23 protein-coding genes, 1 pseudogene and 1 other annotated feature are annotated in these 26,275 nt (G+C 36.0%); of the genes and pseudogenes, 10 read left to right on the top strand and 14 right to left on the bottom strand.

Annotation, left to right across the window (positions count from 1 at the left end; all coding sequences use genetic code 11):
- Positions 1-76: 76 nt before the first annotated feature.
- The 11 genes from radC to CDZ89_RS05665 all read right to left on the bottom strand — a co-directional run bounded on the left by radC (position 77) and on the right by CDZ89_RS05665 (position 10,722).
- Positions 77-766 carry a RadC family protein gene (gene radC / locus CDZ89_RS05715; RefSeq protein ID WP_100333350.1) on the bottom strand — a complete coding sequence of 230 codons (690 nt, stop codon included), beginning with the start codon at positions 764-766 and terminating at the stop codon, positions 77-79.
- A gap of 47 nt (positions 767-813) precedes the next feature.
- Entirely contained in the window at positions 814-1,371 is a 558-nt protein-coding gene (locus CDZ89_RS05710) for a Maf family protein (protein WP_096153191.1), read from the bottom strand.
- 307 nt (positions 1,372-1,678) lie between these two features.
- Positions 1,679-2,776 (bottom strand): hypothetical protein, encoded by a 1,098-nt coding sequence (locus CDZ89_RS05705; protein ID WP_100333349.1) that lies wholly within the window; start codon positions 2,774-2,776, stop codon positions 1,679-1,681.
- A gap of 145 nt (positions 2,777-2,921) precedes the next feature.
- Complete coding sequence (locus CDZ89_RS05700) at positions 2,922-3,620, bottom strand: hypothetical protein (protein ID WP_100333348.1); 699 nt, start codon at positions 3,618-3,620, stop codon at positions 2,922-2,924.
- A complete protein-coding gene (locus CDZ89_RS05695; RefSeq protein WP_100333347.1) occupies positions 3,620-4,174 on the bottom strand; it encodes a PilN domain-containing protein in 555 nt (184 codons plus the stop codon). The genes CDZ89_RS05700 and CDZ89_RS05695 overlap by 1 nt, the downstream gene beginning before the upstream one ends.
- A 2-nt stretch (positions 4,175-4,176) precedes the next feature.
- On the bottom strand, positions 4,177-5,157 hold the full coding sequence (gene pilM, locus CDZ89_RS05690) for a type IV pilus biogenesis protein PilM (RefSeq protein ID WP_096153183.1): 981 nt from the start codon (positions 5,155-5,157) through the stop codon (positions 4,177-4,179).
- A 342-nt stretch (positions 5,158-5,499) separates the two neighbouring features.
- Entirely contained in the window at positions 5,500-6,246 is a 747-nt protein-coding gene (locus CDZ89_RS05685) for a prepilin peptidase (protein WP_100333345.1), read from the bottom strand.
- A gap of 6 nt (positions 6,247-6,252) precedes the next feature.
- A complete protein-coding gene (locus CDZ89_RS05680) occupies positions 6,253-6,690 on the bottom strand; it encodes a prepilin-type N-terminal cleavage/methylation domain-containing protein (protein WP_100333344.1) in 438 nt (145 codons plus the stop codon).
- 107 nt (positions 6,691-6,797) lie between these two features.
- On the bottom strand, positions 6,798-8,006 hold the full coding sequence (locus tag CDZ89_RS05675; RefSeq protein WP_096153177.1) for a type II secretion system F family protein: 1,209 nt from the start codon (positions 8,004-8,006) through the stop codon (positions 6,798-6,800).
- Positions 8,006-9,046, bottom strand: a complete 1,041-nt coding sequence (locus CDZ89_RS05670; RefSeq protein WP_096153175.1) for a type IV pilus twitching motility protein PilT — start codon at positions 9,044-9,046, stop codon at positions 8,006-8,008. The genes CDZ89_RS05675 and CDZ89_RS05670 overlap by 1 nt, the downstream gene beginning before the upstream one ends.
- An 8-nt stretch (positions 9,047-9,054) precedes the next feature.
- Positions 9,055-10,722 carry a GspE/PulE family protein gene (locus tag CDZ89_RS05665; RefSeq protein WP_096153173.1) on the bottom strand — a complete coding sequence of 556 codons (1,668 nt, stop codon included), beginning with the start codon at positions 10,720-10,722 and terminating at the stop codon, positions 9,055-9,057.
- 185 nt (positions 10,723-10,907) lie between these two features.
- Between CDZ89_RS05665 and CDZ89_RS05660 the strand changes: the two genes are divergently transcribed.
- Genes CDZ89_RS05660 through CDZ89_RS05650 form a run of 3 tightly spaced genes read left to right on the top strand, consistent with a single transcriptional unit; the run spans position 10,908 to position 12,870 of the window.
- Positions 10,908-11,384 (top strand): type IV pilus modification PilV family protein, encoded by a 477-nt coding sequence (locus CDZ89_RS05660; protein ID WP_096153170.1) that lies wholly within the window; start codon positions 10,908-10,910, stop codon positions 11,382-11,384.
- Between the two features lie 4 nt (positions 11,385-11,388).
- Positions 11,389-11,874: a PilW family protein gene (locus tag CDZ89_RS05655; protein WP_096153169.1), complete on the top strand. Its 486-nt coding sequence runs from the start codon at positions 11,389-11,391 to the stop codon at positions 11,872-11,874.
- Positions 11,875-11,886: 12 nt separating this feature from the next.
- A complete protein-coding gene (locus CDZ89_RS05650) occupies positions 11,887-12,870 on the top strand; it encodes a hypothetical protein (RefSeq protein WP_096153167.1) in 984 nt (327 codons plus the stop codon).
- A gap of 95 nt (positions 12,871-12,965) precedes the next feature.
- Here CDZ89_RS05650 and CDZ89_RS05645 read toward each other — a convergent pair whose 3' ends face one another.
- Positions 12,966-14,693: a sensor domain-containing diguanylate cyclase gene (locus CDZ89_RS05645; protein WP_096153165.1), complete on the bottom strand. Its 1,728-nt coding sequence runs from the start codon at positions 14,691-14,693 to the stop codon at positions 12,966-12,968.
- Between the two features lie 115 nt (positions 14,694-14,808).
- Positions 14,809-16,104, bottom strand: coding sequence for a bifunctional folylpolyglutamate synthase/dihydrofolate synthase (locus CDZ89_RS05640; protein ID WP_100333343.1), 1,296 nt, complete (start codon positions 16,102-16,104; stop codon positions 14,809-14,811).
- A 91-nt stretch (positions 16,105-16,195) separates the two neighbouring features.
- Between CDZ89_RS05640 and CDZ89_RS05635 the strand changes: the two genes are divergently transcribed.
- Genes CDZ89_RS05635 through CDZ89_RS05615 form a run of 5 tightly spaced genes read left to right on the top strand, consistent with a single transcriptional unit; the run spans position 16,196 to position 21,819 of the window.
- The gene (locus tag CDZ89_RS05635; protein WP_100333342.1) at positions 16,196-18,064 is read left to right on the top strand and encodes a hypothetical protein; all 1,869 of its coding nucleotides are present in this window, start codon (positions 16,196-16,198) and stop codon (positions 18,062-18,064) included.
- The gene (locus CDZ89_RS05630; protein ID WP_096153159.1) at positions 18,061-18,714 is read left to right on the top strand and encodes a hypothetical protein; all 654 of its coding nucleotides are present in this window, start codon (positions 18,061-18,063) and stop codon (positions 18,712-18,714) included. The genes CDZ89_RS05635 and CDZ89_RS05630 overlap by 4 nt, the downstream gene beginning before the upstream one ends.
- Entirely contained in the window at positions 18,711-19,604 is an 894-nt protein-coding gene (locus tag CDZ89_RS05625; protein ID WP_096153157.1) for an ATP-grasp domain-containing protein, read from the top strand. The genes CDZ89_RS05630 and CDZ89_RS05625 overlap by 4 nt, the downstream gene beginning before the upstream one ends.
- Positions 19,605-19,608: 4 nt before the next feature.
- Complete coding sequence (locus CDZ89_RS05620) at positions 19,609-20,484, top strand: ATP-grasp domain-containing protein (protein WP_100333341.1); 876 nt, start codon at positions 19,609-19,611, stop codon at positions 20,482-20,484.
- Complete coding sequence (locus tag CDZ89_RS05615; protein ID WP_100333340.1) at positions 20,485-21,819, top strand: bifunctional folylpolyglutamate synthase/dihydrofolate synthase; 1,335 nt, start codon at positions 20,485-20,487, stop codon at positions 21,817-21,819. It abuts the gene before it with no gap.
- 292 nt (positions 21,820-22,111) lie between these two features.
- Here CDZ89_RS05615 and CDZ89_RS05610 read toward each other — a convergent pair whose 3' ends face one another.
- Positions 22,112-24,757: a valine--tRNA ligase gene (locus CDZ89_RS05610; RefSeq protein ID WP_096153151.1), complete on the bottom strand. Its 2,646-nt coding sequence runs from the start codon at positions 24,755-24,757 to the stop codon at positions 22,112-22,114.
- Positions 24,758-24,911: 154 nt separating this feature from the next.
- Positions 24,912-25,152 (bottom strand) — a binding site (T-box leader).
- 192 nt (positions 25,153-25,344) lie between these two features.
- On the opposite strand from CDZ89_RS05610, the gene CDZ89_RS05605 reads away from it, so the two are divergent.
- Positions 25,345-25,533, top strand: a complete 189-nt coding sequence (locus CDZ89_RS05605; protein WP_096153149.1) for a hypothetical protein — start codon at positions 25,345-25,347, stop codon at positions 25,531-25,533.
- Between the two features lie 185 nt (positions 25,534-25,718).
- Positions 25,719-26,258, top strand: a pseudogene (locus tag CDZ89_RS20445) (protoglobin domain-containing protein); the annotation flags it as partial.
- Positions 26,259-26,275: the final 17 nt, after the last annotated feature.

Genomic DNA, 26,275 nt, shown 5'->3' with positions numbered 1-26,275 from the left:
AATTGAAGGCTATCGAAAAGTAGCCTCCAAAACTCATGAGATATATTATAGCGTAGGAATGAGAAAAATCATAGTATTACACGTAGCCTTTTTCTTTTAGGCTGACGAATTTTTGATCACCTATTATTAGATGGTCCAAAAGCTCTATGCCAATTAACTTACCACAATCGTTCAGGCGTTTCGTTACTTCAATGTCTTCTCTACTAGGTGAAGGATCGCCAGACGGGTGGTTATGGAGACATATGAATGATGCTGCCGACCTACGAAATGCTTCTTTGAAAACTTCGCGCGGGTGTACGATGCTAGCATTTAAACTTCCAATAAAGACGGTTTGTTGATGGATGACTTGGTTTTTTGTATTTAAATATAAGCAAACAAAATGCTCCTGGGATAAAAAGCGCATATCTTCCATTACATAGTTTGCTGCATCTTCTGGCGAACGAATAACATAACGGTCTTCATATTGTAGACGATGAATACGTCTTCCTAGTTCTATTGCAGCAATTATTTGTAAAGCTTTTGCGGCTCCGATACCTTTTATACTCGTAATTTCATCAACGGAAGCATCTTTTAATAAACGTAGTCCTTCAAAGTTCGTTAGTAGACGATTAGCCATTTGTAATACGGATTCTTGTTTTGTTCCGGTTCTTAAAAGTATTGCTAAAAGCTCATGATTTGATAAACTACTCGGACCATCTTTGAGCAATCGTTCTCTTGGTCTTTCTTCAACTGGATAATCTTTTATCAATAATGTTTCAGTTTTCAATAAACATCCTCCCTTAATTGTTTACTAATAAAGGGAATCTCGCCTTTTTATTGAAAAGTTGACAATTCACGCATTGTTTTAGCTATTGGGAGGCCAACGACAGAAAAATAATCGCCATCGATTTTTTGGACAAATAAAGCTCCTAATTGTTGTATGCCATACGAACCAGCTTTATCCATCGGTTCTTTACTTGCGATATAGTCTTTTAATTCCTTTTCTGTTAACTCATAAAACGTAACAGTCGTCTTTTCATAGAATATTTTTTCTTTTTCGGAGGAAATTATCGCTACTCCTGTAATAACATGATGAGTTTGCCCGCTTAGCTTTTTTAGCATACGAAATGCATCTTCTTCGTCATTAGGTTTACCTAAAATTTCATTATTAAAGACAACAATTGTATCTGCTCCAATTACGATACTGTCTTGATTTTGTGTAAACACGTCTGATGCTTTTTGGCTAGCTAAGCTCATTGCAATATTTTCTGGGGATTCTTTCGGGTCGAATGTTTCTTCTACTTTACTTGCGATAATTTCAAATGAGAGGTTTATTTGTTCCAGAAGTTCTTTTCGTCGTGGCGAACCTGAGGCTAAAATAAGGCGTTTCATTGCATATAATCACCTTTCCAATTTTGGTTTTCAGAAATTGAGATACAAAGTAATATTACCAAAAAAATGAAGGCATGTACAATATAAGCAACAGTGAATTTATATACTAATAATAAAAAATTTAATATTTATATTACTAACTAGCTGTTGATTGTAGGGCAAGTCGTAGACTCCTTCGGGAAAAGCGGGGAGCGGAGCGATGAGGAGGCTCCGGCCCGCCCGCGGAAAGCGGAGACTTGCGCGGAAAGTAATTACTTTTTTCAAATTCAAAAAGCCGCCTCTGATAAAAATCAAAGACGGCTTTTTTTTAGTATAACTGTTTTATGATGGACAGTAGATTTTGTTGGGCATTTACTATATCGTTGCGGGCATTTGAAGTTGTGTAGCTGTTCATATCTTGCGCTGTTGCAACAAAGTATTGCTGTAATACTTTTATCGGTTCCGAAAGTTCTTCTGCATTTAATGTAGCTAGGGTAGCACTTTGTTCTACAATAGAAGAAATTTCGTTTGGATTGACCGTTTCTCCTACAAGTATTTTGCCTGTGACGCCAATCATTTTTTCTAATAATGGTGGTGCACTTTGAATAAACTCTTTATCTTTGTCAGTTACAGACTCATACTTTTTTTCTTTAGTTGAAATTTCTTTTGCATAAGGTTCTAGTCCTTTTTCTTCCGCTATAGTTGCTAAAGTTTTCATCGTATCTACATCACTTGCGACACCGACAAAAACGAACACATTATCATCTTTTACAGAAACTCCCGGAAAACCATTCGTTTTATATTCATTAATACTTGCATCAGCACCATCATTAGAAGAAAAAACGCCACCTTGTAGTACAGCAAAAGTAAATGATGGAAAACTTAAATCTCCACTTGTAACATCACCTGGAGTATCCGTTCCGGTAGGATTATCGATTGGTTTCGTCACTGGGACGGCTGGTTCGATAGGAGAATCAGACATGTTCATAATACTTAAAATGATTCCTCCAAATCCTAGTCCAACACCAATTGCCAAAATAGCGGAGAAGATAAACTGTTTGATTAAGCCAGGCTTCGCTTTTTTTCTCCATAAGGAAGTTGTACCGGTAGGTTTAGGATACGACTTTCTTTGATATTCTCGTAAATCCTCTATATAAGCGTTCTTTTTTTCTGCAGTCTTTGCTTTTTTGTCATTCGTTTCCTTCGGTAGTACCCAATCAAAATTTTCATCGCTATCTTCTTTTTCCACTGCAGAGGCAACTTCATCAAAGATAATTACTGGCAGGTCTTGGACATCTTCATTTTCGTTTTCTTGATATAGTGAATCAGATGGCTGAATTAGAATATCTTTATCCTTATTCTCTACTTCTTTTTGCACATACGATTTTATTTTTCCATTTATTTTTATCCGAACTTGATCGTGCATACTTCAACTCACCTCCAGTGTAAAACATCAGCTTGTCAGCACCAATTTTTTTCCATTCTATCATATCGACAAAAAAAAAGAACAAGACTTTTGTCGTCTTGTCCTAAATGTTTTCCGACAAAAATCTTGTGAAGTTTACAAAATATTAATTGCCGGAAAATGGATTTGTTTTATTACTTGGGTTTGGAATGGATAATGGTGGTAACTCGTCCATCAAATCCGTAAGATGTGGGTGATAATAAGTTGATGCGGTAATGGTAAAGGATAACGATTCCGCATTACCTGAAAATGATACTGTTTCAATTTGTGTAATTCTTGTAGATCCTTCTAGCAATTCTAAAAACCTTTTCAAACTACTATAGTTGTTTACTTCTACTAAGAGGTTAACAGTTAACTTTTCAATACCATTAGGCATCGCTATTGCTGTATTAGTTGTTTCTGACATTTCCGTATTCTCTTCTTCATCCATATCTTCTCTATATTCCATATATTCTTCTAAAGTTGTTTCTGTTGGTATCGAGCTAGAAAATAGTAAGTTCGTTACGTTTGCTTGTGAATTTTTAGCCACCTCTTCTACTTGCAGAACAAATTGTTCTACATATGGAGCGACCGGTAACTTTCTTTGAAGGTCGGTTGAGCTACCGTCTGTTGGTGTTTCACTGTTTCTATCACTTTCTAGTATTTCTATTAACTGGTTTTCCATCGTTATATTTTGCTTTATTCGGTTCAATTCAAGTTGATTGGCTGAATAGACCGTGTAGTAAAAATAAACAATTGATAATATAGATACAAGGACTGAGGCAATGAAGATTGCGTAATGCTTACTCTTTAAGTTCACTACCATTATCTATCACCTCGCTCTTGCTCGCCTTTTAAATATGCCTTATTTAAGTTGATTGTATATTGTCCAGTAGTTCCTTCATCACTACTAGATATACTAGACAACGTAGCTTCTTGAACGAATGGTGATAAAGTTAAATGATGTAAGTAGTATGCCGCATCTCTTTGGTTATCGAATTTCACTGTAACACTAATAGCCCCATCCAGGGTGTATAAAAAATTATCTATATATCCTGATGCTGGTAATAATCCTACTATATGATTCAGTATCGGCACCACATCTTGAGATTGACTTTCTGCCCAATCAATAGATTGCTGTAGTTGAATGACCGAAGACGTTGCTTGTGGTCCCTTCGCCGCTTCTTCCATTACAATTCGAAGCTGAACAGCTTGATCGAGCGTTACTTGGGATTTGTTTAATTCTTTCTGAACAAAATAATTCATCGCAAGTAAAGCAACGACAGTAAATAAGATAAAGAATATACTAATACCTAATACAGCTGGCATCGTAATATCACGTGCTTGTTTTTTTGGTAATAAATTAATATCTACTAACATTATTACACCTCTTTTAACGCTAGTCCAAGCCCGTAATAATACCGTGCATCAACTACTTCTTGGTCTTGTGTTTTCACTTCATTTTCTACAGTTGAAATGGTTGCATTGATTCTCTCGGTTAATTTACTTTCAACAAGTGGCAGATTAGGATGATCACCAAATAATACTAACTTATTCACTTCTTGATCGCCTTGGTTTAATGAATAGCGGAAGAAATTCATTACTCGTTGTATTTCTGTAATAAAATCTTCTAAAAACACATTGAATTGGACGATATCTCCCGTCCATTCTATTGAACTATTCGTACGGGTTACTTCCCACACTTTTGTTTCTTGCGTTAAGTTTACTGTTCTTACAAACAGCGGGACGTTATCTTTAAAGATGCTTAGTGTAATACTACTTAAGTCAAACTGTATAAATAAAAGATTGTCTCCTTCATTTACATTTCCGAAATGGTGGTAAAAACGGTATAAACATAATGGAGAAATATCTGCTGCTATTGGCACCATTTTATTTTCTTCTAGTAAGCTAGCGTATTCCATTACCATATCTTCTGGAGATGCAAAAAGGATTACTTCTGTTTTTTCTTCGTCTCTACTTAAGATGTGAACATCAAAAACGGGGTCATCGAATGGTAAGTGGATGCTCGCACCTAATTCTAAATAAAGGTGACCTACGATTTCGTCGTCAAGGACAGTGGACGGTATCGACACTTTTCTTGTAATGACATATGCATCTGGTACGGTAAAGCGTATTTGTTTGTTTTTTAGTCCCCATTTTTTTACGAGTTCATTAATGATTTGTTTTAGTTTTGTAGCATCGACGATTTTTCCGTCTTTTATTATGTTTAGTGGTAGGAAGCGTTCTTCTAATCGTTTGACGGTTAATGGGGCGGTGCTTTTAAGTTCGATTAGACGGATGACGTGGTCTTTTATTATTAAATTGATGATGTTTTTATTGGATTGAAAAAGGGAAATTTCCATTATTGTAAGCCCCTTGCTTTTTATTTTTGGACTGTTATAAACCGCTGTTGATTTCCGCGATAGCCTTCGCTTTCCGCGGGCGGGCCGGGAGCCACCTCGGCGCACGGCGCCTGTGGGGTCTTCCATGTCCCTGTGTTCCCGCAGGAGTCTCGCACCTGCAGTGAACATCAATGGATAGTAATAGCACAATACAAGTAATACTAAAACATTGTTGAAATTTATTAATATACAAATCAAAGTAATAAGACCACTCAGTAAAGAGATATTAGCAAATTTCAATAATGTTTTTATGTTGTATTTCATATGGAAAGGTAGTAATCGGTTAAGTGGATTACTACCTTTTTAGGTTAATAGTGTGATGTACCAGTTTAGTAGGTTTTCGCCGAAGAATAGGGTGATTACGGCGCTGATGGCGATGAATGGGCCGAATGGGAATGGTTTGCCTTTTTGTACTTTTCCTAGTTTCATTCCTATTAAGGCAATAATTGTGCCGATTAAGGATGATAAGAAAAAGATAAGTAAAAGCTGTTGCCATCCGACAACAAAACCGATTACCGCTAGTAGTTTTACATCTCCGCCACCCATTCCACCTTTTGAAACGACGGCAATGAGAAATGGAAGTAGGAAACCAACGGCTAAGCCTATCAACTGTTCATGCAACGGTAAAATGTTTAAGAAGAGACTTTGAATAACAAACAGCGAGAAGAAAAATAATAATATTTTGTTTGGAATAATCATATAGTGAATGTCTGTAATCGTAATGATGATTAACATGGAAAGGTATGTCCAAACAAAAATTAATTCGTAACTCCACCCCATAAATATCGGAGCAAGTACGAATAGTATGGCAGTTAGTAATTCAAAGAACGGATAAATGGGAGAAACATTAGTACTACAGTACCTACATTTCCCTTTTGAAAATAGATAGGAAAGAACGGGAATTAAGTCAATTCCCGTCAGTGTTGTTTTACAGCTTGTACAATGTGACCTTGGTGTTACAATGCTCATGCCCTTCGGAATGCGTAGTCCGACTACGTTGTAGAAAGAGCCCAGGAGCAAAGCATACATAAAAAGAATTAAGACTTCCATCTATATTTATGGAGTTGTTGAAGTAATACTGTCTCTATTGATTATTAAATTCCCACCATTATCACCTGCAGCTGCCGAAATAGTACGTTTAGCTCCTACTAGAGTTACGCTTGTTACTTTCCCTTCAGCTAAAGTAACTGAACCACTAGTATATGTTCCTCCATCTGGATCTTCGATTTGCTCTAGATAGTTTCCTGAAATAAGTGTTCCAATTTGGATAGTACCATTAACATATGCTGTATTATCTAAAGCTGCTAATCTTGCAGAATTAATAACCATTTGTGCATTTGCAACATGAGCATCTTTTCTTGAATTATCAATGATATTCCCAATACTCGGAATAGCAATAGCTGCAATAATCCCAAGAATAACTACAACTGCTAGTAATTCGATAAGTGTTAAACCTTTTTCGTTGCGTAAAATGTTACGACATTTTTTTAGCATTTTATTTCCTCCATTTTTTTCTAATATTTGATAAAAATCTACAACCGTTTACAAGATTAATTCTATTATACTACAAATAAAAGCACAATACATATTTTGCTAGAAACCTATGGTTGAATATGGTTAAAAATGTCGAACATTGGCACCATAATCGCCGTGACAATAGTCCCGACTATAACAGCTAGCACAACAATCATGAGTGGCTCTATGAGACTTTTTAGCCGGTCGGTTGCAGCGTCTACTTCCTTCTCATAAAACTCCGCAATTTTCTCTAGCATCGTATCTAACGAACCGGTACTTTCTCCAATGGAAATCATCTGTGTTACGAGTGGCGGAAACGCCCAATGATCCTTCATTGGCTCTGCTAAAGATTCCCCTTTTTCAAGCGATTTTTTCGCTTGTGCTAGTACCCTAGAAATCACTTCGTTTTCTACTATTTTTTCTACCATTCCGAGAGCAGGTAGTATAGGAACAGAACTAGCAAATAAAGAGCTTAATGTTCGTGTAAGACGTGCAATGGCAGCTTTTTTTAGCAACGGGCCAAATATTGGCATACGAAGTAAAAAATAATCTAAGTAATACTTTGTTTCTGCTTTAGACCTAACAACGGAAATTCCAACAACTGCTCCAATAAACAAGATAATAATGAACCACCAAAAGCTCTGCATCCATTCACTTGCTCCAAGTACTAGCTTTGTGATAATTGGCAGGTCTGCTCCAAAATCAGAGAACATGCTAACAAATGTCGGTACAACTCCAACTAATAAAAAGATAATTACCCCAACGGCTACTAAACTTAATACTGCTGGATACATTAAGGCTGATACGATTTTTTGTTTTGTTTCATGTTGTTTCTCAAACTGTGTTGCGAGCCTGTCCAACGTGTCATCTAACGTACCACTTGCTTCACCAGCCCGAATCATGTTAACAAACATCGGAGTAAAAACTTTTGGGTGTTTACTTGTTGATTCAGACAACGCATTTCCTTGGCGAAGGTCTTCTTCTACTTCAAAAAGCACGCGTTGTAAATGCTTACTCTCTGTCTGATTAGCTAAAATTTTCGTCGATTCGACAACGGTTACACCAGCTCGAATCAATGTTGAAAATTGTCGTAAATAAACGACAAAATCTTGTAGTTTAACCGGATTACCGATCGTTATATCTTTTGTTAAAAAAGATTCTGCCACTTCTTCCATTGAAATTACTTTTACACCATTTTCTTTTAATTGAACGATGGCTTCACGTCTAGATTTACTTGTAATCGTTCCTTCGTTTTTGCCTTTATTGTCTCTACCTGTATATTTAAACCTTGGCATTACGTCATCGACTCCTGCATAAAGCTTTCTACGCTATATTTTGATACGTGCCCTAAGTCTACTAGTTCTTTAATACTCATCTCTAACGTATGCATTCCTTGGGCACGACTCGTCTGCATGACATTTTTAATTTGATGAATTTTTTCATTCCGTATTAAATTACCAACTGCTGCATTGTTCACTAATATTTCTGTCGCTACTTTTCTACCCATTCTGTCCATCGTAGGGAAAAGTCTTTGCGAAATGACCGATACTAGGACATTCGCCAACTGAATACGTATTTGTGGTTGTTGCTGCGGCGGAAATACGTCAATAATTCGATCAATGGTTGATGGAGCATTTGTTGTATGAAGTGTTCCTAATACTAAATGCCCTGTCTCCGCTGCCGTAATAGCCGTTTGAATCGTCTCTAAATCACGCATTTCTCCAACTAAAATAACATCTGGATCTTGCCTGAGCGATGCTCTTAAGCCGTTAGCAAATGACTTTGTATCAAAACCTACTTCTCTCTGGTCGATCATACATAAATTATGTTTATGCAAATACTCTATCGGATCTTCTAACGTGATAATATGCTTTTTCATCGTTCGATTCATAAAATCTATCATCGAAGATAGTGTCGTAGATTTGCCACTTCCAGTTGGGCCAGTAACAAGAATAAGACCTTGTGGTTTTTCGATTAGACTTTTAAGAACAGGCGGCAAATGTAAAGATTCAAGTGTCGGTACACTTGTAGGAATAATACGTATGGCCATCGCAACCGAAGACCTTTGTTTATAGGCATTTACACGAAATCGCGATAATCCAGGTAAACTATAAGAAAAATCAAGCTCACCCTTGTCTTGAAACGTTCCCCATAAAAAGTCTGGTATCATTTCTTTCGCAATCGATTCGGTATGTTCTGGTAACAGAATACTGTCGCCATATCGGACTAATTCGCCATTCACACGAAACGTTGGTGGAACACCGACAGATAAATGGATATCAGACGCATTTCTGTCATATGCAGTATGAAGCCACTCTTGTATTTTATTTATCATAACGACACCTACTCATATAAAGCTACTCGAAGTACTTCTTCTGTTGTTGTTAAACCTTGCTTCACTTTTTCTAATCCATCATCAATTAAAAACACTGTATCATTTTTGTATGCTAATTCTCTTAATTTAGACACACCTTCATTGTTTACAATCGCTTTTCTCATTTCATCATTAACGACTAATAATTCGTGTATCGCAATACGACCTTTATAGCCCGTCATATTACAAGTTCCGCATCCTTTTCCTTTCGCAACCTTTTCCACTGTCAGATGACGCTTTTGGAAAATCTCCACTTCTCTTTTCGTCGGTTCTTCCCATTTCAAACAGTCACGGCAAATTTTTCGTACTAAACGTTGTGCCAATACCCCATTAACAGAGGAACCCACTAAAAACGGCTCTACCTTCATATCAATTAAACGAGTTACTGTACTAATAGAATCGTTCGTATGAAGGGTACTTAATACTAAGTGACCTGTTAGTGACGCACGAATCGCAATTTCGGCTGTTTCTCTATCACGAATTTCCCCTACCATAATAATGTTCGGGTCTTGACGTAATATCGCACGAAGTCCTTTCGCAAACGTCATCCCAACATTAGCGTTAACTTGAATTTGATTAATACCTTCTAATTGATACTCAACAGGGTCTTCTACTGTAATAATGTTTACTTCTTCACTATTTAGATGATTTAATCCTGCATAAAGTGTTGAAGATTTACCAGAACCAGTTGGACCTGTTATTAAAACAATTCCAGTCGGCTGATGAATTAAATTTAGGAATCGTGCGTAGTTTTTTTCGTGAAAACCGAGTTGACTTATGTCGTTTAACGAACTACTCATGTCTAAAATACGCATAACGATTTTCTCACCAAAAACAGTCGGTAACGTTGAAACACGAACATCAATTGGATGATAATCAATATTCGTTTTAATACGGCCATCTTGAGGGATACGATGCTCAGTAATGTCCATATTTCCTAAAATCTTAATACGAGCCGACAGAACGTTTTGTGTATGCTTTGGAAGTGTACGCTCTGTACGTAAAACACCATCAATACGGTAACGGACTAACACTTTCGTTTCTTGTGGATCGATATGAATATCACTTGCTTTTAATTGAATAGCATTTTGCAAAATTTGATTCACGACTTTAACGATAGGTGAATCATCTTCTGTTATACGCTCGTCTTCTACTTTTACTTTTTCTGTTGGAGTGAATCCACTTAACAGGTCATCTAACGAATCAGTTGAATCGTAGAATTTGTTGATAGAGCGTATTATGTCATCTTTTGTGGCAATGACAGGCTCTATTTCGAATCCTGTAGAAAGCCTTAAATCATCAATGGAAAAAAAGTCCATTGGGTCCGCCATTGCGACATAGAGTTTTTCATTTTCCTTTTTAAGTGGAATAAGAAGATTACGTTTTGCAAACTCTTTCGTTATGACATGAACTAATTTTTCATCAAATGGATAACGGAACAAACTAACATGAGGTATCCCTAATTGAAACTCTAGTACTTCTATTAATTGTTGCTCCGTGATAAGCCCTCTTTGTAAAAGTGCATCTCCTATTTTTTGTCCCTTTGACTTTTCAGTTAGTGTTGTTTGCAATTGTTCTTCGGTAATAATTCCTGCTTCGACTAATAAGTCTCCTAATCGCTTTCTAGTTACTGCCATGGCGATCATCCTTTTCTACATTTTTCCTTCTGTTGATAAATCAACAAAAAACAACATTTATATCAATTTCTGCATATTTTGTAGAACAAAGTAAGTTAATGATATTGTATAATAATTGTAGGTAATTGGAAATAGGAGATTACTAGATAAAAAGTTTCTATCACTTATACTAGGAAGGTAATGAAATGAAAATAAAAAACTTCAAATATGCACTGAAAAATGAGTCCGGCTTTTCATTACTAGAAATTCTAGTCTCACTTGTCATTTTATCGTTCGTCTTAATAACATTTTTTAGTTTCTCCAATCAAGCACTATTTTTCTCCACGAAAAATGAAGACAAACTTGTTGCTTATAATTTAGCTAGAAAAACGTTAAACATTGTAACGGAAAACTACACTGGTTCTTCACAAAACCTCGTCATTTCATGTTCCAATTTTGATACAAATTACCATCCGAAGTTAAAAGAGGCACTAGAACCTTCTTCCTGTTTTTATAAGGTGAACCATAAAACGTACTATCCAGAAATAATTTTGACGAAACAAACACTTAGTTTCACTACTCCTACCTTGTATGTAGTCCATGTGAAAATATTTGATTCTGCTGATGTTACAAAGCGAACATTACTATCGGAAACATTTGGGTATGTAAGAGGAGGAAACTAAAGGTATGAAAATAAACAACGAAAAAGGGATAACACTTGTAGAACTTTTAGCAGCTCTCATGATAGCGTTTATCATTTCTGGATTAGTCGCGGCGATTTTTTTCCAAACATTCCGTAATGCAGATAAAAGCGATTCGCACATTAATTTACGTCAAGAAGCAAACATTATCATCCAAATGTTTTCTACCGCACATGAAAAAGAAGATTACACCTTTCAATATACAAAGAAGGCCAACGGTGATTGGGAATTAAAAATCGGGGAAATTACGATGAATAGTCGTTATTATGATATTGAATTAACTTTTAACAATCTATCAGCTGAAAATGAAGCACGAAGCGTATCCATTAACACGAAAAATAATGATCCGTCCTCTTCTAAATCTTTTTCCGTTGTGGTGGGTAACCCTATAGATATAAAACAATTAAAATTAATAAATAAAGATGATCCTTCACTAACATTTGAATTGACTACGATTATAAGTCGTCTTTAGGAGAGGTGAAAAATGAAAAAACATTTAAATAATCAAGGCTACACGATGGTAATGGTCCTCCTATCGATTGTACTAATTTCGTTATTGGCGATGATGCTTATACCAAAATCAGTTAATACTGCTCTTCAAGTAAATAGAAGTGAAGAGATGACACAAACGAAAGATTTAGCGGAAATGGGCGTAACTCATGCACACGCACTTATTCAAAGCCAGGTAAATGCAACTATAAAGGAAGTTAAAAATCTAAATAGACCATTGAGTGAACATGACAATTTATTCTGTAATAGAATACAAACTAATTTAAGAGCATTAAGCTTTTTTAGGCCTTTGAATCCTACTTCAGAAACTATTACTATACAAAATGTTAATTATAAATATAAATTGGATTCAAACGGTCCATTCACACTTAAATCGGGGAACAACACTACATGTGATGGATTTAATAATATTACCATCCCTATTAAGAGTACTGGTATAGTTGGTGGGAAAGAAAAAGTTGTTACTGCCGCTTTCACTATCTCGAATGGTAATTCTGCTGGTATTTCGCAAGAGCAAAGAGATAGTAATGGTCAAGTAGTACCTGTTGATCCATCTACTCTACCATTGATTACTCGTAATTCTTTGTCCATATCAGGGAGTTCTGGCTCTACATTTTTTGAATCCTCTCCAAGATTCCTTAATACAGTTGATATAAGAGGTAGTGCAACATTATCTATTGCTGGGAATGCATGGTTTGAAGGTATTATAGACTTTAGAGGTGGTAGCGGAAAACTACTCATTTCAGGTGATGCTTATTTTAGTAGAGGTATTGATCAAGGTGGTAGTGGAAACTATATTTGTGTTAGAGGAAATGCTTTCGAGAAAAAAGATGGAGTTTTTAAACCTATTGCTCAAAATATTATTGATTCAAAGTGCCCAGCTCAAATTTATGAAAGTGTGAAATTTGCCTACGATATAAATGAATGGGGAATATTCGATATTGATGTTAACTATTAAACTAAAAAAACACTAGTAGCCAAGTGAATTCGGTTACTAGTGTTTTTCTTCTATTTTCCTAACCAACTATAAACTATCCATTAAACACTATAGCGTCACGAAGATTTCCGATACTCCGCTACTTTATTCCTTCCAGCTTGTTTCGCTCCTACATACATTGCACGGTCGGCGTGGCGGATTAGGCTTAATCCATCTTCTGCGTCATCTGGAGCTGTTGCAAAGCCGATGCTCGCTGTGACTTTAACAAGTTGAGCTGTGTTCGTTTCTTTTATATGTTGTTTCAATGTAAATGCACGATTTGCAAGATTAAGTCTTATTTTCTCTGCTAGTTCGTAACAATGTTTACGTTCCATATTTGGCAAGAGAATGACAAACTCTTCTCCGCCGTAACGAGCAACGATTCCGTTTGTACCAACAATCGTCGACAATCTGTTTGCGACTTGGATTAATATTTCATTTCCGCTTTGATGACCATACGTATCGTTTACCCTCTTAAAATGATCTAGGTCAAGTAAAATAAGTGAAAGACTAGTATTTTCCTTTGTAACTAGCTTTCCAAACTCATTTTCCAACACATTTTCAAAGAAGCGATAGTTATATAGTTTCGTTAATGCACAACGTTCACTGTTTTTCTTCGTCTCTTCGTAATGGCGTGCTTTTTCAACTGCGACGCCGAAGTGAGAAGCTAGAATATCTAATATCATTAGCTGTGATTTATCATACGCACGTTTCTTTTTCTTTGCTAATATAATTAACCCTACTACTTGTTGGTTACGTATGACAGGCACACACATTAAACTGTTTAGCGTATATTGTTTATCTACTTCAGGTTTTTTCCACTTCTTATTTGTTTCATAACAAACACCTTTTTTAGAAATGAGTACATCATAACAGATCCCACCGTAGTACATAAACTTAGTTTCTGCATCAATGTTATGCTTATTTATTTCACGTAACAACCGAAACTCTTTTTCATCCAAAACATTTATAATCGCCGCATAGTCAGCAGGAAAAATAGCCGTTACTTTTTCTAGAAAAATATCTAAAACACCTTGCACATTTAATTTTTCTGTCATCTCATGTCCCACATCTGCGGCACGTTGTAAATAGCTATTTACCTTTTCACTATTATGATATAGCCTTAAAATTAGCGCTAAAATGACAAACGGTAGTCCTACATAAAATAATGCAGCAACATCCACCTGCTGGTACAACATATAAAGAATGATCCCAACTGGTAAAACTACTATACTTGTAACACCGTCCCACTTTGTATCAATAGAGTAAAACTTCTTTTTCATTCTATGTATGTAGTTTGTTATAAAGTAGAGTCCTAACTGATTCATCATAAAATATGTGAATTGATGAGCTAGAATAGGAACAATAACCGATGGTAAGAGTAAATTTGTGCTTCCGTGCACTCCTCCAAGAAAATAGAAAATAAACCCAGAGGCTAATGAAGCTAATGAAAACATTAAGAGGTTAATAGGTATTCTGTACGACTCTGCTTTACTTATTCTTACATATATTAATAAGGCAACAACACCTAAAATAGTTAGTGTCATTTCAACAAACAAACCAAACGATAAAAAGACTGCCAATGAAACACCTTGCATTAAAAAGATTGGAACATCAGCAACAATAATGGGGATGAGAGCAAGGATGATCATTAAAATAGTAAAACCTACTACGTGCCATACCGGTATTTCTGCTATAGATACTGGTGATACTATGTAACCTGTCCAAACAATAATTGGGAAAAAGATAACAAAAGCAGCCCAAATTAAACTGTTTCTTTGCCAACTAAGTTCAAGTCCTGACACTCACTTACCTCCCCTCTATTTCGCTTTTTCCGAAAACAATATAATTAAGCTAAGTTTAACAAATTTTCTAACTTTTGTCATTAAAAAAATAATTTAAAAATAGGAGAATTTTCCCCTATTTTTCTACTTTCGATAAATCTAGTAAATACTTCCGAACTATTGATATAAAGTGTAAGGAACCGGTAATTACTAATAGATTGTTATGTTGTTTACAATTTAATATTTCTTGCTTCACTACGGTTTCACAGTTTTCTTCATAGGATGCTTTCGTTATACCAGCAATGTTGTATTGCTCCTTCGCACTAATGTTTCTTGGAGAAGGCACGGTTGTAAAGATAATTTTGCCACCTAGCTTTGTGAGTTCGTTTACCATTTCTCGAATAGGTTTATCTTTAAATGCAGAGAAAACAATTGTGATATCTTTATTAGAAAACTTATGTTGTATCGTTTTTACTAGCATCTCGACTGCTTCAAGATTATGAGCTCCATCTAGTATTATGGTTGGAGAGGTGGACATAATTTCAAATCTACCCGCGTGTGATACATTCTTTAGTCCCTTTTTCATGTGTTGCTCGTTACTGACTACCATTTGCTTGTCTTTTAATAATAAATAAGTCATCACTGCAAGAGCAGCATTTTGTATTTGATGTTCACCGGTCAATGGAATATAAATATTTTCTATCGTTTGGTCTTTATAAATGAAATTAAACGTTTCTCCTAATGTATCTTGATTAATAGACTCTACTTTAAACTCTTCCTTTAAAAAGTAGGAATCACATCCGAAATCGACACATTTATTTTTTAACAAATGACGTAACTCTTCTTGACTTACACTTGAAACAAGGGGAACTCCACGCTTAATGATTCCCGCTTTTTTGTTGGCTATTTCTACTAAACTGTTTCCTAAAAAATCAGCATGATCCATTCCTACATTTGTAATGATCGATACAATTGGCTCAACGACATTTGTTGAATCGTCTTCCCCACCCATCCCGACTTCAATTAGCGCAATATCTACTTTTTTCACCGATGAAAAATAGTAAAGAGCTATGGCGGTTAACAATTCAAATTCTGTTATTTTCGTTTTTACAGTGGTTTCGAAATGCTTTATAATACGATGAATTTCTTCGTCACTTATGTATGTACCGTTAACTGTTATTTGGTCGTTTATTGCTTCGTAATACGGGGAGTGAAAGACACCAACAGTGAGGCCAGACTCCATTAGCATGCCTTCTAAATATTTGACGGTAGAGCCTTTGCCGTTTGTTCCACCTACATGGATGCACTTAAGTTGTTCCTGCGGATTTGCAACCGATTGTAAAAATTCATTCATTCTAGATAAACCTAATTCTATTTTGTTACCGGATTGTAAAAGTAACTTTTCAGCTATTTTCGTAATATCTTTATACATAGTGATTTCCTTCCATATGTGTTGTAAAAAGTAGTAAAATATTTTAGTATAGCAGACAGATGATATTGTCTGTACGTGGGGGTGACGTGAAATGATACATTTATTTTCTAATCGTTTTTCTACAAAGAAGAGCGCTTTGACTTATTTTTCAAAAACAAAAAGTAAATTACAAAGAGAAAAATTCTTTCCTTTTAAAAAAGACCAATATAAAAAAGGCACATTGCCTATCTTGCTTATTGTACAATCAGATTCACCTGATTTTATTGCTGCTGGAATGACGTTAAAAGAAATAACAAATTGCCATTTGCTTATCCTAAAAAAACATACGAATAAAACGGAAAGTAAAGTTAATCAATACATATCGAAACAGATGATACGTGGTGTCATTGGGTTAGAGTTTTCAGAAGTAAATCAATATGCCTATATGCAAAATGATCATTTTCATCCATTAGTAAACAGTATAGCAAATGCATGTGGATTAACAAACTTTGAAAGTTACATATGTGATACGGAAGATTATTGTTTAAAAGACGCACTTCCTTCTATTAAATTCTCTATCAATAGTAAGAATAATTTCCCTTCTGATTTATTCACTATCATTCTATCTTTAATGAATATACTGCCAACTCAAGTTGAAAATTGCAAAAATGATTGGCATACAATTGAACCTGTAATAGATAAAAAAGTTGGTAGCATCGTTCCGTGGAATCGGGTGGAACTTTCAAAAGATACAATGGAAGAATTAAAGCTAATGGAACATGATTACCTCGTTTTATTCAATCCTTCCAATGGTTTTTTTCAGAAATGTGTGGTTTATGAAAGAAAAAGAGCTGATTTAGAAAGAGGACAGATTGTTCTAGCGAAATCTGTAAAGAAACAGTTTTTAAATGAGGAATATACCGGAAAACTTTCCATTCAACAAGCAGCTAGATTTGAGTTTACTAGTATTCAAACACAAAGAGCATCACTCGTTCAAGAAAATTGTGTCATTGTGTCTGAAAATACGTTTAAACAGTTACAACGTCTTCAGTCACCTTTTCTAGAATTAGTGAATCCGTATACAGGAACTTCATTCGACTTTAATATTCATAACGTGCAGGTGGACGAAGATATAACGGACAATGAAATAAAGCTAAACTACATTCAACGTCAATTTCTTGAATATGAGCAATTACCTGAGCTTTTACCTACTTATAAAAGCCTTATCCATAAAAAGAAAACAAATAGTCAAGAATGCATTTTAGCTGATGTAGAGCAAGAATTATTGGAGAACTCCTATAAGAACGGAAAATCGCTCGATAAATTAGAATTTACTCAGTCTTTAAAAATGAAAGGTTTATTAAATAAAGTTGGTTATCGCACAACATATATTTATCCTGTGAATCATTATTACAAAGTAGAAGAAAAGAAAGATTGGAAAGAAAAAGTACGAGATACAATTTTAAATGTTTTTATTCGAGATAAAGCGATTGACTTAAAAGTGATCCGACCGTATACGTCTGATGAAACAAGCTCTATTATTCGATTAACGAAAAGTACAATGACGTTACTCGGTATTGAAGAAGCTGATTCCGTTCTTTTACAATACCGTAATAAAACAGCTAGAGTTCAAGTGTTAGAAATGAGCGATTTAGAATTAGTAAAAGAAACGAATGTAATGAATACTAGTAGTACAATGAATATATGTGTGGCGGTCCCCTCTTCCATTCGAGAACAATTAGGAATTACAAATATCGGGAAAGTTTGTACGGTTCGCCGAGATATGATGTTCCTTTTACAGAAAAACTGGAATATCCAGTTCGTTCCTATTATGGCCGTTCTTTTCACCGTATTAACCCTTGATATTTTCACTACATGGATGCAAATACTATTAATTACTGTGTTTATTCCTTTCTCCATGTATGTAACACTATCGAGAGTTCGATACAGTATTTCGACAAAAAAGGGGAGTTCCTCATGATATATTCTACCGAGCAAATAGTAAAGATGGATGCCGTCTTTAAAGAAGAAAGATATAAGAGCAATCAAGGAGACTTTCATATTATAATTGGAAAGATTCCCGTCCTTGTTTCCGCACCACATAGTGTCACTCAAACGCGCGAGGGACAGCCGAAAACAGGAGAGTTTCGAACTGGCGTAATAGCTCAACTACTCCAAGAATCAACAAACTGTTTTACCATATTTAAAACGAGAAATAAACAGGACGATGCAAATTACGATCCTGTTAGCACGTATAGAGAAATTGCTAAAAAACTAATATGCGACGAAAACATCCAATACGTGCTAGATTTGCACATTATGGCACCTCATCGACCATACGACATTGACCTTGGAACTGGTCGTGGCAAGAACATTCAAGGAAGAACCGACCTAATAAGGCGGATCGAGGATGTGTTCCATAAGAACGGTGTGAAAGAAGTCCGAGTGGATAATATTTTTACTGCCGGATTTCCATATACCGTTTCGGCAGATATTGCTAAAAGCTGTAACGTGTTTTGCTTGCAAATCGAAATGAATTGGCAATTATTAGAGGGAATGCACTCTTTCTCTACAATCGTGCAATCGCTTGAAGAAGTTATACTTTTTCTCACTAAAGGAGTAACAAAATGACTAACTATACATGCTGGATTATATATAATGGTAACTTACAAGAAGCTAAGTTTGTTGATTTAGCCGAGTGGATAGATAAAGCTGCAAAAAAGCACCAGGTAACGAGTAAATTAGTTAAGAATAATGACCTCTTCCCTACTATTGAAAATGGCAAGGCTGTTCTGAAAGGAAGATGGAGTCATGACCTTCCCGACTTTGTTATTTTTCTAGACAAAGATATACCATTAGCTATGCATTTAGAAATGATGGGGATTCCTGTTTTTAATAGTTCCTCCTGTATTTCTATATGTGATAATAAATCTCTTACCTTTCAAACTTTAGCAAACCACGGTATTCCAATGCCTAAAACGTTGTTAGCTCCTCTCGTTTTTATCGAGCATGGAGATATGGAACCGTTTGAAGTAGCTATAGATGAGCTGAAGTTCCCACTTGTTGTGAAGGAAGCTTTTGGCTCGTTTGGCATGCAAGTTTTCTTAGTTCAGTCTCGAGAAGAATTACATACGAAAATAAAAGAAATTGGAAACAAACCATTTTTGCTACAACAATTCATCCAGTCTAGCTACGGGAAAGATATTCGCCTCAATGTTGTTGGCGATGAAGTCGTAGCGTCTATGAAGCGAATTTCTGAGAACGACTTTAGAGCAAACGTAAGTAATGGCGGTAGAATGGAAACGTATGAACCAACACAAGAAGAAAAAGAACTGGCTATAGAGTGCGCAAATATTGTTGGAGCGGATTTCGCTGGTGTTGACCTTTTATTTGGGGAAGATGGCTCTCCAATTGTTTGCGAAATTAATTCAAACGCCCACATCCGTAACATTTACAATTGTACTGGTGTGAACGTAGCTGAATTTATTATTCCTCATGTGTTAAAGAAAGTGACGGGATGACAGGATGCAATTAACAGGATGGATTATTTATGAGGATGAACATGCGAGTAAAAATAAATCATTTATCCAATGGTTTTTAGAGGAAGCACCAAAATTAAACATCAACTTACACTTTTACGTACAATCTGACATTAGTTTCGGTGTGAAGAACAACCATTTATTTATTGAAGTCCAGAAAAATAAAGCTCCACTTCCCGACTTTGTTATTATGCGAGACATCAATCCGCTGTTTAGCAAGCAAATAGAATCTCTCGGTCTTCCTTGTTTTAATTCTAGTTTTGTATCTTCTATTTGCAACGACAAAGCGTTCACACACCAATTATTAGCATCACATAACATTCCGATGTTAGATACATATTTTGCAAATAGAAAAACACTTCTCATCACAAAAAAAGCTCCACTCCCCTTTCCTTTCGTCTTAAAAACTCGGACGGGGCGAAGTGGCAAGGAAGTTTTTTTGATTCAAAATGAACGTGAGTTGGCTCATACTTTAGAGTTACTTGAGAATAATGATTTAATTCTACAACCATTAGCAGGTTCACCTGGGAAAGATGTAAGAGTATTTATTGTTGGAAAAACTATTGTCGGAGCTGTTTTACGTTATAACGACAACGACTTTAAAGCTAATTACACACTCGGTGGACAAGCGAAAGAGTATTTATTGAGTGATGAAGAAATACGTATAGTAGAAAACATAATATCACTATTTCCATTTGGGATGGCTGGCATTGATTTTCTTTTTGATATAGAGGGGAAGTTTCTTTTTAACGAAATAGAAGATGTAGTTGGTTGTAGGACTTTATGTGAAGTTACAGACATTAACGTTGTGAAGCTATATTTAGAGTTTATATGTGAGCAAGTTACAAAAGGAGTGAACTAGATGAATCCGTTTCAAACGATGGATGAAGCTGTTTCTTTTGTGTATCGCTCCTTATTAAAAGCAAAACCTTATCAAACATTTGAAGATGACGCCGTAACGAGAGCACCATATTTAACGGAAGAATTGTTAACAAGGTTGGATCTTATACCAGAGAAAAACAAAATTCTTTTAGTTACAGGCAGCAAAGGCAAAGGCTCTACTTCTCGTATGATAGCTTCTATTTTGCAAAATCATGGCTTAAAAGTTGGATTGTTTACGTCCCCTCATTTAGTACATTACAATGAACGTATTCGTGTGAACGGAAAAGCAATTACGGATGAAAGATTTTTGCAATACATAAACGAAAATCGCTTAGAAATCGAAAAGGTAGAGAAGATGATCAAACAGCCGCTTCACTATCTTGGCCCGACTGGCATTTTTTTATCTATTGCATTGAAGCATTTTAGAGAAGAAGAAACAGATATGAATGTTATTGAAATTGGAAGAGGTGGGATGTTTGATGATACAAACGTTTTGCCGAACAAGTGGGCTGTTATTACAAGGATAATGGAAGAGCACCTTGGATTTTTAGGAAAAACGATAGAAGATATTGCTGAACATAAGTTAGGTATTATAAAAGACTGTACCGAGAGTGCAATTATTGGTAAGCAAACAGATTCAGTTATTCCATTAGTAAAAAAGCAAGCCAATCGGACATTGTTTTACGGTGAGCATTTTCATTCTACTCTAAACGGCATGACGATTGAGGGAAGTGAATTTAGTGTCACAACATTTGGTGGGAATGAGTTTTCCAATCTAGCCCTCCCGCTGTTAGGTTCTTATCAAACAGAAAATGCTTCTTTGGCTATTCAAGCGTGTGAAGTTGTTCTCGGTAATCTGTTAGATGAGTCCATCGTCTCTTCTACTTTGAAAAAATTAAGGTGGCCTGGCCGATTAGAAGTTGTAGCGCGAGATCCTGTTGTAATATTAGATGGATCAATAAATAAAGATTCTGCTATGTATCTAAAAGAAATTTTACCTTTTGTTGATGCTAGGATGGTTGTATGCATTATTGCGGTACCAGCTAATAAAGATTATAAAGGTGTCATTGGGACATGTAGCGAGTTTGCTCACCATTTAATTGTGACAACACCGGATAAAACGGTAAAACAGTTTCCTGATGACGCATTTGCCGTAGCCAGTTCTTATCACGGTTCTGTGCAAAAAGCGGAGAAAATGACTGATGCAATTAAAATCGCCAAAAACCTCTCCCCTTCCGTCATCTTTATTGTAGGTACTCAATCATTAATTGGTAGTGCTAAGGAAGTGTGGAAGGATGAGTTACTAAATTTATAGTTATTGGGTCTTTTTAGTAATGTTTATATTTTTATGACCAATTTAAGTCTCGAAATGTTAATATATGTCCATAATCCACTCTATTACGGACATGTTTCATTTATATTTTGAGCCAGTTGATCTTTATTTTCTTTTTATGGACACTTTGCATTTATTCACACTGAAAGTTGGTCTTTATTTTCTTTATATGGACATCTCAAGGGTAAATTCAACTACAAGTGTCCATAAAGCACATTGGAAAGTCACAAACGTAAAACAGCACTCCCGGTCATGCCGTAAGTGCTGTTTTTTATTAGGATCCTTTTAACTCTGTAATTCGTTGTTGAACTGCGTTGCGCTTTTCCACATAATCTTTTTCTTTCGCACGCTCTTCTTCAATTACATTTGCAGGAGCTTTTGCGATAAAGCCTTGATTCGATAATTTCTTTTGTACACGTTCCACTTCTTTATCAAACTTCGCTAACTCTTTTTCTAGTCGTGCTATTTCTTCATCGATGTTGATTAATCCTTTTAAAGGTAAGATTAACTCTGCACCAGTAACAACAGCTGTCATAGCTTGCTCGTCTAACGATACATCTGTACCAATTAATAATTCACTTGGGTTACAGAATCGCTCTAAGTACGAACGATTTCTTTCTAATTTACCTGTAATTGTTTCATCTTTTGTTTTAACTAGAAGTTTAATTTGCTTGCTCATTGGCGTGTTAACTTCTGCACGAACGTTACGAACTGCTCTTATAATATCTACTAGTAAACGCATATCACTTGCTGCCTCGTTGTCCGTTAACTCTGCACGAACTTCCGGCCATTTCGCAACCGTAATGGATTCACCTTCATGCGGAAGTTGTTGCCAAATTTCCTCTGTAATGAATGGCATGAATGGGTGTAATAAACGCATCGTGTTATCTAATACGTAAGCTAAGATAGAACGCGTTGTTTTCTTCGCCGCTTCATTCTCCCCGTAAAGTGGTAATTTAGCCATCTCAATATACCAGTCACAGAAATCATCCCAAATGAAGTTGTAAAGAACACGCCCAACTTCACCGAACTCATATTTATCCGCTAGCTTCGTTACTGTTTCTATCGTTTCATTTAAGCGAGTTAAAATCCATTTATCTGCAACAGATTTATCACCTGTTAAGTCGATTTCTTCGAATTTTAAATCTCCCATATTCATTAGGCAGAAACGAGATGCATTCCAAATTTTGTTCGCAAAGTTCCAAGTTGCTTCTACTTTTTCCATAGAGAAACGTAAATCTTGACCTGGAGAACTTCCAGTGGATAAGAAATAACGTAAAGAATCTGCACCATACTTATCGATAACATCCATTGGGTCTACACCATTACCAAGTGACTTACTCATTTTACGCCCTTGCTCATCACGAACTAATCCGTGGATAAGTACATCTTTGAATGGTCGCTCGCCTGTAAACTCAAGTCCTTGGAAAATCATGCGCGATACCCAGAAGAAAATGATGTCATAACCTGTTACTAATGCTGAAGTTGGGTAAAAACGTTGGTAGTCAATTGATTCTGTTTCTGGCCAGCCCATTGTAGAAAACGGCCATAATGCTGAACTGAACCATGTGTCTAATACGTCCGTATCTTGCTCCCAGTTTTCGATATCAGCTGGTGGTTCGTGGTCCACATGAACTTCACCTGTTTCTTTATGATACCAAGCAGGAATTCGATGTCCCCACCATAGTTGACGAGAAATACACCAATCACGAATGTTTTCCATCCAACGTAAGTATGTGTTTTCAAATCGATTTGGAACAAAGTTTACTTTGTCTTCTTTTGATTGTAGTGCAATTGCTTCATCTGCTAAAGGCTGCATTTTAACAAACCATTGAGTAGAAAGATAAGGCTCCACAACTGCTCCACTACGCTCACTATGACCAACAGAATGCATGTGCTCTTCTATTTTGAAAAGAACGCCATCTTCTTGTAAGTCTTTCACGATTTGCTTACGGCATTCAAAGCGGTCCATGCCGTTGTATGTTAAGGCGTTAGCGTTCATTGTACCGTCTTCGTTCATTACTAGAACACGCTCTAAGTTATGACGATTTCCAATTTCAAAGTCGTTCGGGTCATGTGCTGGCGTAATTTTCACTGCACCTGAACCAAATTCCATATCAACATAATCGTCGCCAACGATTGGAATTTCGCGATTCGTGATAGGTAAAATAACCTTCTTGCCAATTAAATGTTTGTAACGCTCATCTTCTGGGTGAACTGCTACTGCCGTATCTCCAAGCATTGTTTCTGGACGAGTAGTTGCTACTTCAATATGACCAGAACCGTCTGCTAACGGGTAACGCATATGGTAAAACGCACCTTGTACGTCTTTGTAAATAACTTCGATATCAGATAGAGCTGTTTTTGTCGCAGGGTCCCAGTTAATAATGTATTCGCCACGATAGATTAACCCTTTTTTGTAAAGGGCAACGAATACTTCACGAACTGCTTTTGATAGCCCTTCATCTAATGTGAAACGCTCACGAGAGTAATCTAAGCCTAACCCCAATTTGGACCATTGCTGACGAATATGTTCAGCATACTCCTCTTTCCACTTCCATGTTTCTTCCACAAACTTTTCACGACCTAGGTCGTAGCGAGAAATTCCTTCGTTACGAAGTTTTTCTTCTACTTTTGCTTGTGTAGCGATGCCAGCATGATCCATTCCAGGTAACCAAAGTACGTCGTAACCTTGCATACGCTTCATGCGTGTTAGGATATCTTGTAATGTTGTGTCCCAAGCGTGGCCTAGGTGTAATCTACCTGTTACGTTTGGTGGTGGGATAACGATTGTGTATGGTTCTTTTCCTTGGTCGTTTGTTGCTTCGAAAAATTTGCCGTCTAACCAGTACTGGTAACGGTTTGCTTCTACTGTGTTTGGATCATATTTGGTTGGAAGATTGATTTCTTTAGTTTCCATCAAACTGATGCCTCCTTTTTAGTGATTAGTGGTTAGTGGTTAGTGGTTAGCTTTGGCTATTGTTTTATAGTTAGGAATGTCTATTGATTTTTTTACACCTAACCACTAAAGACTATCCACTAACCACTAAATAAAAAAACTCCCTTCATCCAATTAAAAGGACGAAAGGAGTTAAGTTTCGCGGTACCACCTTTTTTTGCTAAAGATAATGAGATTATTTTTAGCACTCTCAATAAAGATAACGGCTCTTCACCGGCTTCAACTAATGGTTCATATGTTCATTGAAGCTACTCATGGGCTACCTTCCAACGAAACGTTGCCTAAGAAACCTTTCAGCCACGGGTTTCTCTCTCTTAAAGGGGTTGCGCTGTACTCTTCCCAATCACAGTATTTACAATCATATATATTATTTACTTATATATGTTACCTAAAAAAGATAGGTGACGTCAATAAGCATTTCCACCTTTTTCACACAATATGCACTCTGTGGAAAAAAAGTGTTGGGTTGGGCACTATTTTTCTTGTTTCTACATACGTTGTATTAATAAGTAGTTTTGAGAAGTAATTGTTAGAAAGGAGAACCGACTGTGAGAAAGTATAATCCTTATTCACTACCACCCTGGTTAAGACAAATTCGTGCATTAGTGGCGCAATTCATTATTCCCATCTGCATTTTTCAAGGAATTCGAACGATCTTTCTACCAACAACCTTTGACGTTCTTATATTATCGTTTTGTATTATACTAGCTGTTTGCTTTCATCTTGAGTGGATTTAATCAGAAAAACACAACACAACTAATAATTTTTGGCGCAAGTCCCCGTTATTAATGGCGGTCCGGCTTGCGCTTCCATACAATACACATTTTATTTTATTTATATTTTATATAGCATATTCAAAATAGATTAGGACTAGCCGATATTATACAATGAGAGAAACGAACTAGTAAAGGGGTCCTATTGCATGTTGGCAATTTTTAAGAAGAAAGAGGTACATACGTATCATCCAGAATTAAGATTACCATCGCTCGAAGAAGTAGTGAAAGTAGATAATAAAGAGTTAGCATCTCGTATTTATTATATGGGTCTAACGAAAAAACATATACAAGTATTAAAAGAAGCAAAGCCATTATTTGAGGAGCATTTAAGTGAACTTCTAAATGTAGTATTAGATCATTTATATAAACAACCGACACTAACACATATTGCAAAAACAAAAACTAGTAGAGAACGATTAAAAGCTGTTTTTGTGCAATATTTTACTAGTTTATTAAGTGGGGATTTAAATGATGAGTTTTTTGCTTTAAGAGATAGAATTGGTAAGACACATAACGGGGCACAACTACCAGTAACTTGGTTTTTAGCATCCTACTCCACCATTCAATCACTCTTAATACCAAAAGTTGTAGAAGCATTTCATAAAGAACCAGAAAAGCTTACTGAGCTATTAACGGCAGTACAACAATTGTTTAACCTTGATTCACAATTAGTTGTCGATAATTATTTAAATGCTCGTTTGGA

Origin of the sequence: Bacillus alkalisoli, assembly GCF_002797415.1 — a bacterium.
GTDB lineage: Bacteria > Bacillota > Bacilli > Bacillales > Bacillaceae_I > Bacillus_CD > Bacillus_CD alkalisoli.
The sequence above is the reverse complement of the archived record's forward strand: the minus strand, read 5'-3'. Positions and strand labels throughout refer to the sequence as shown.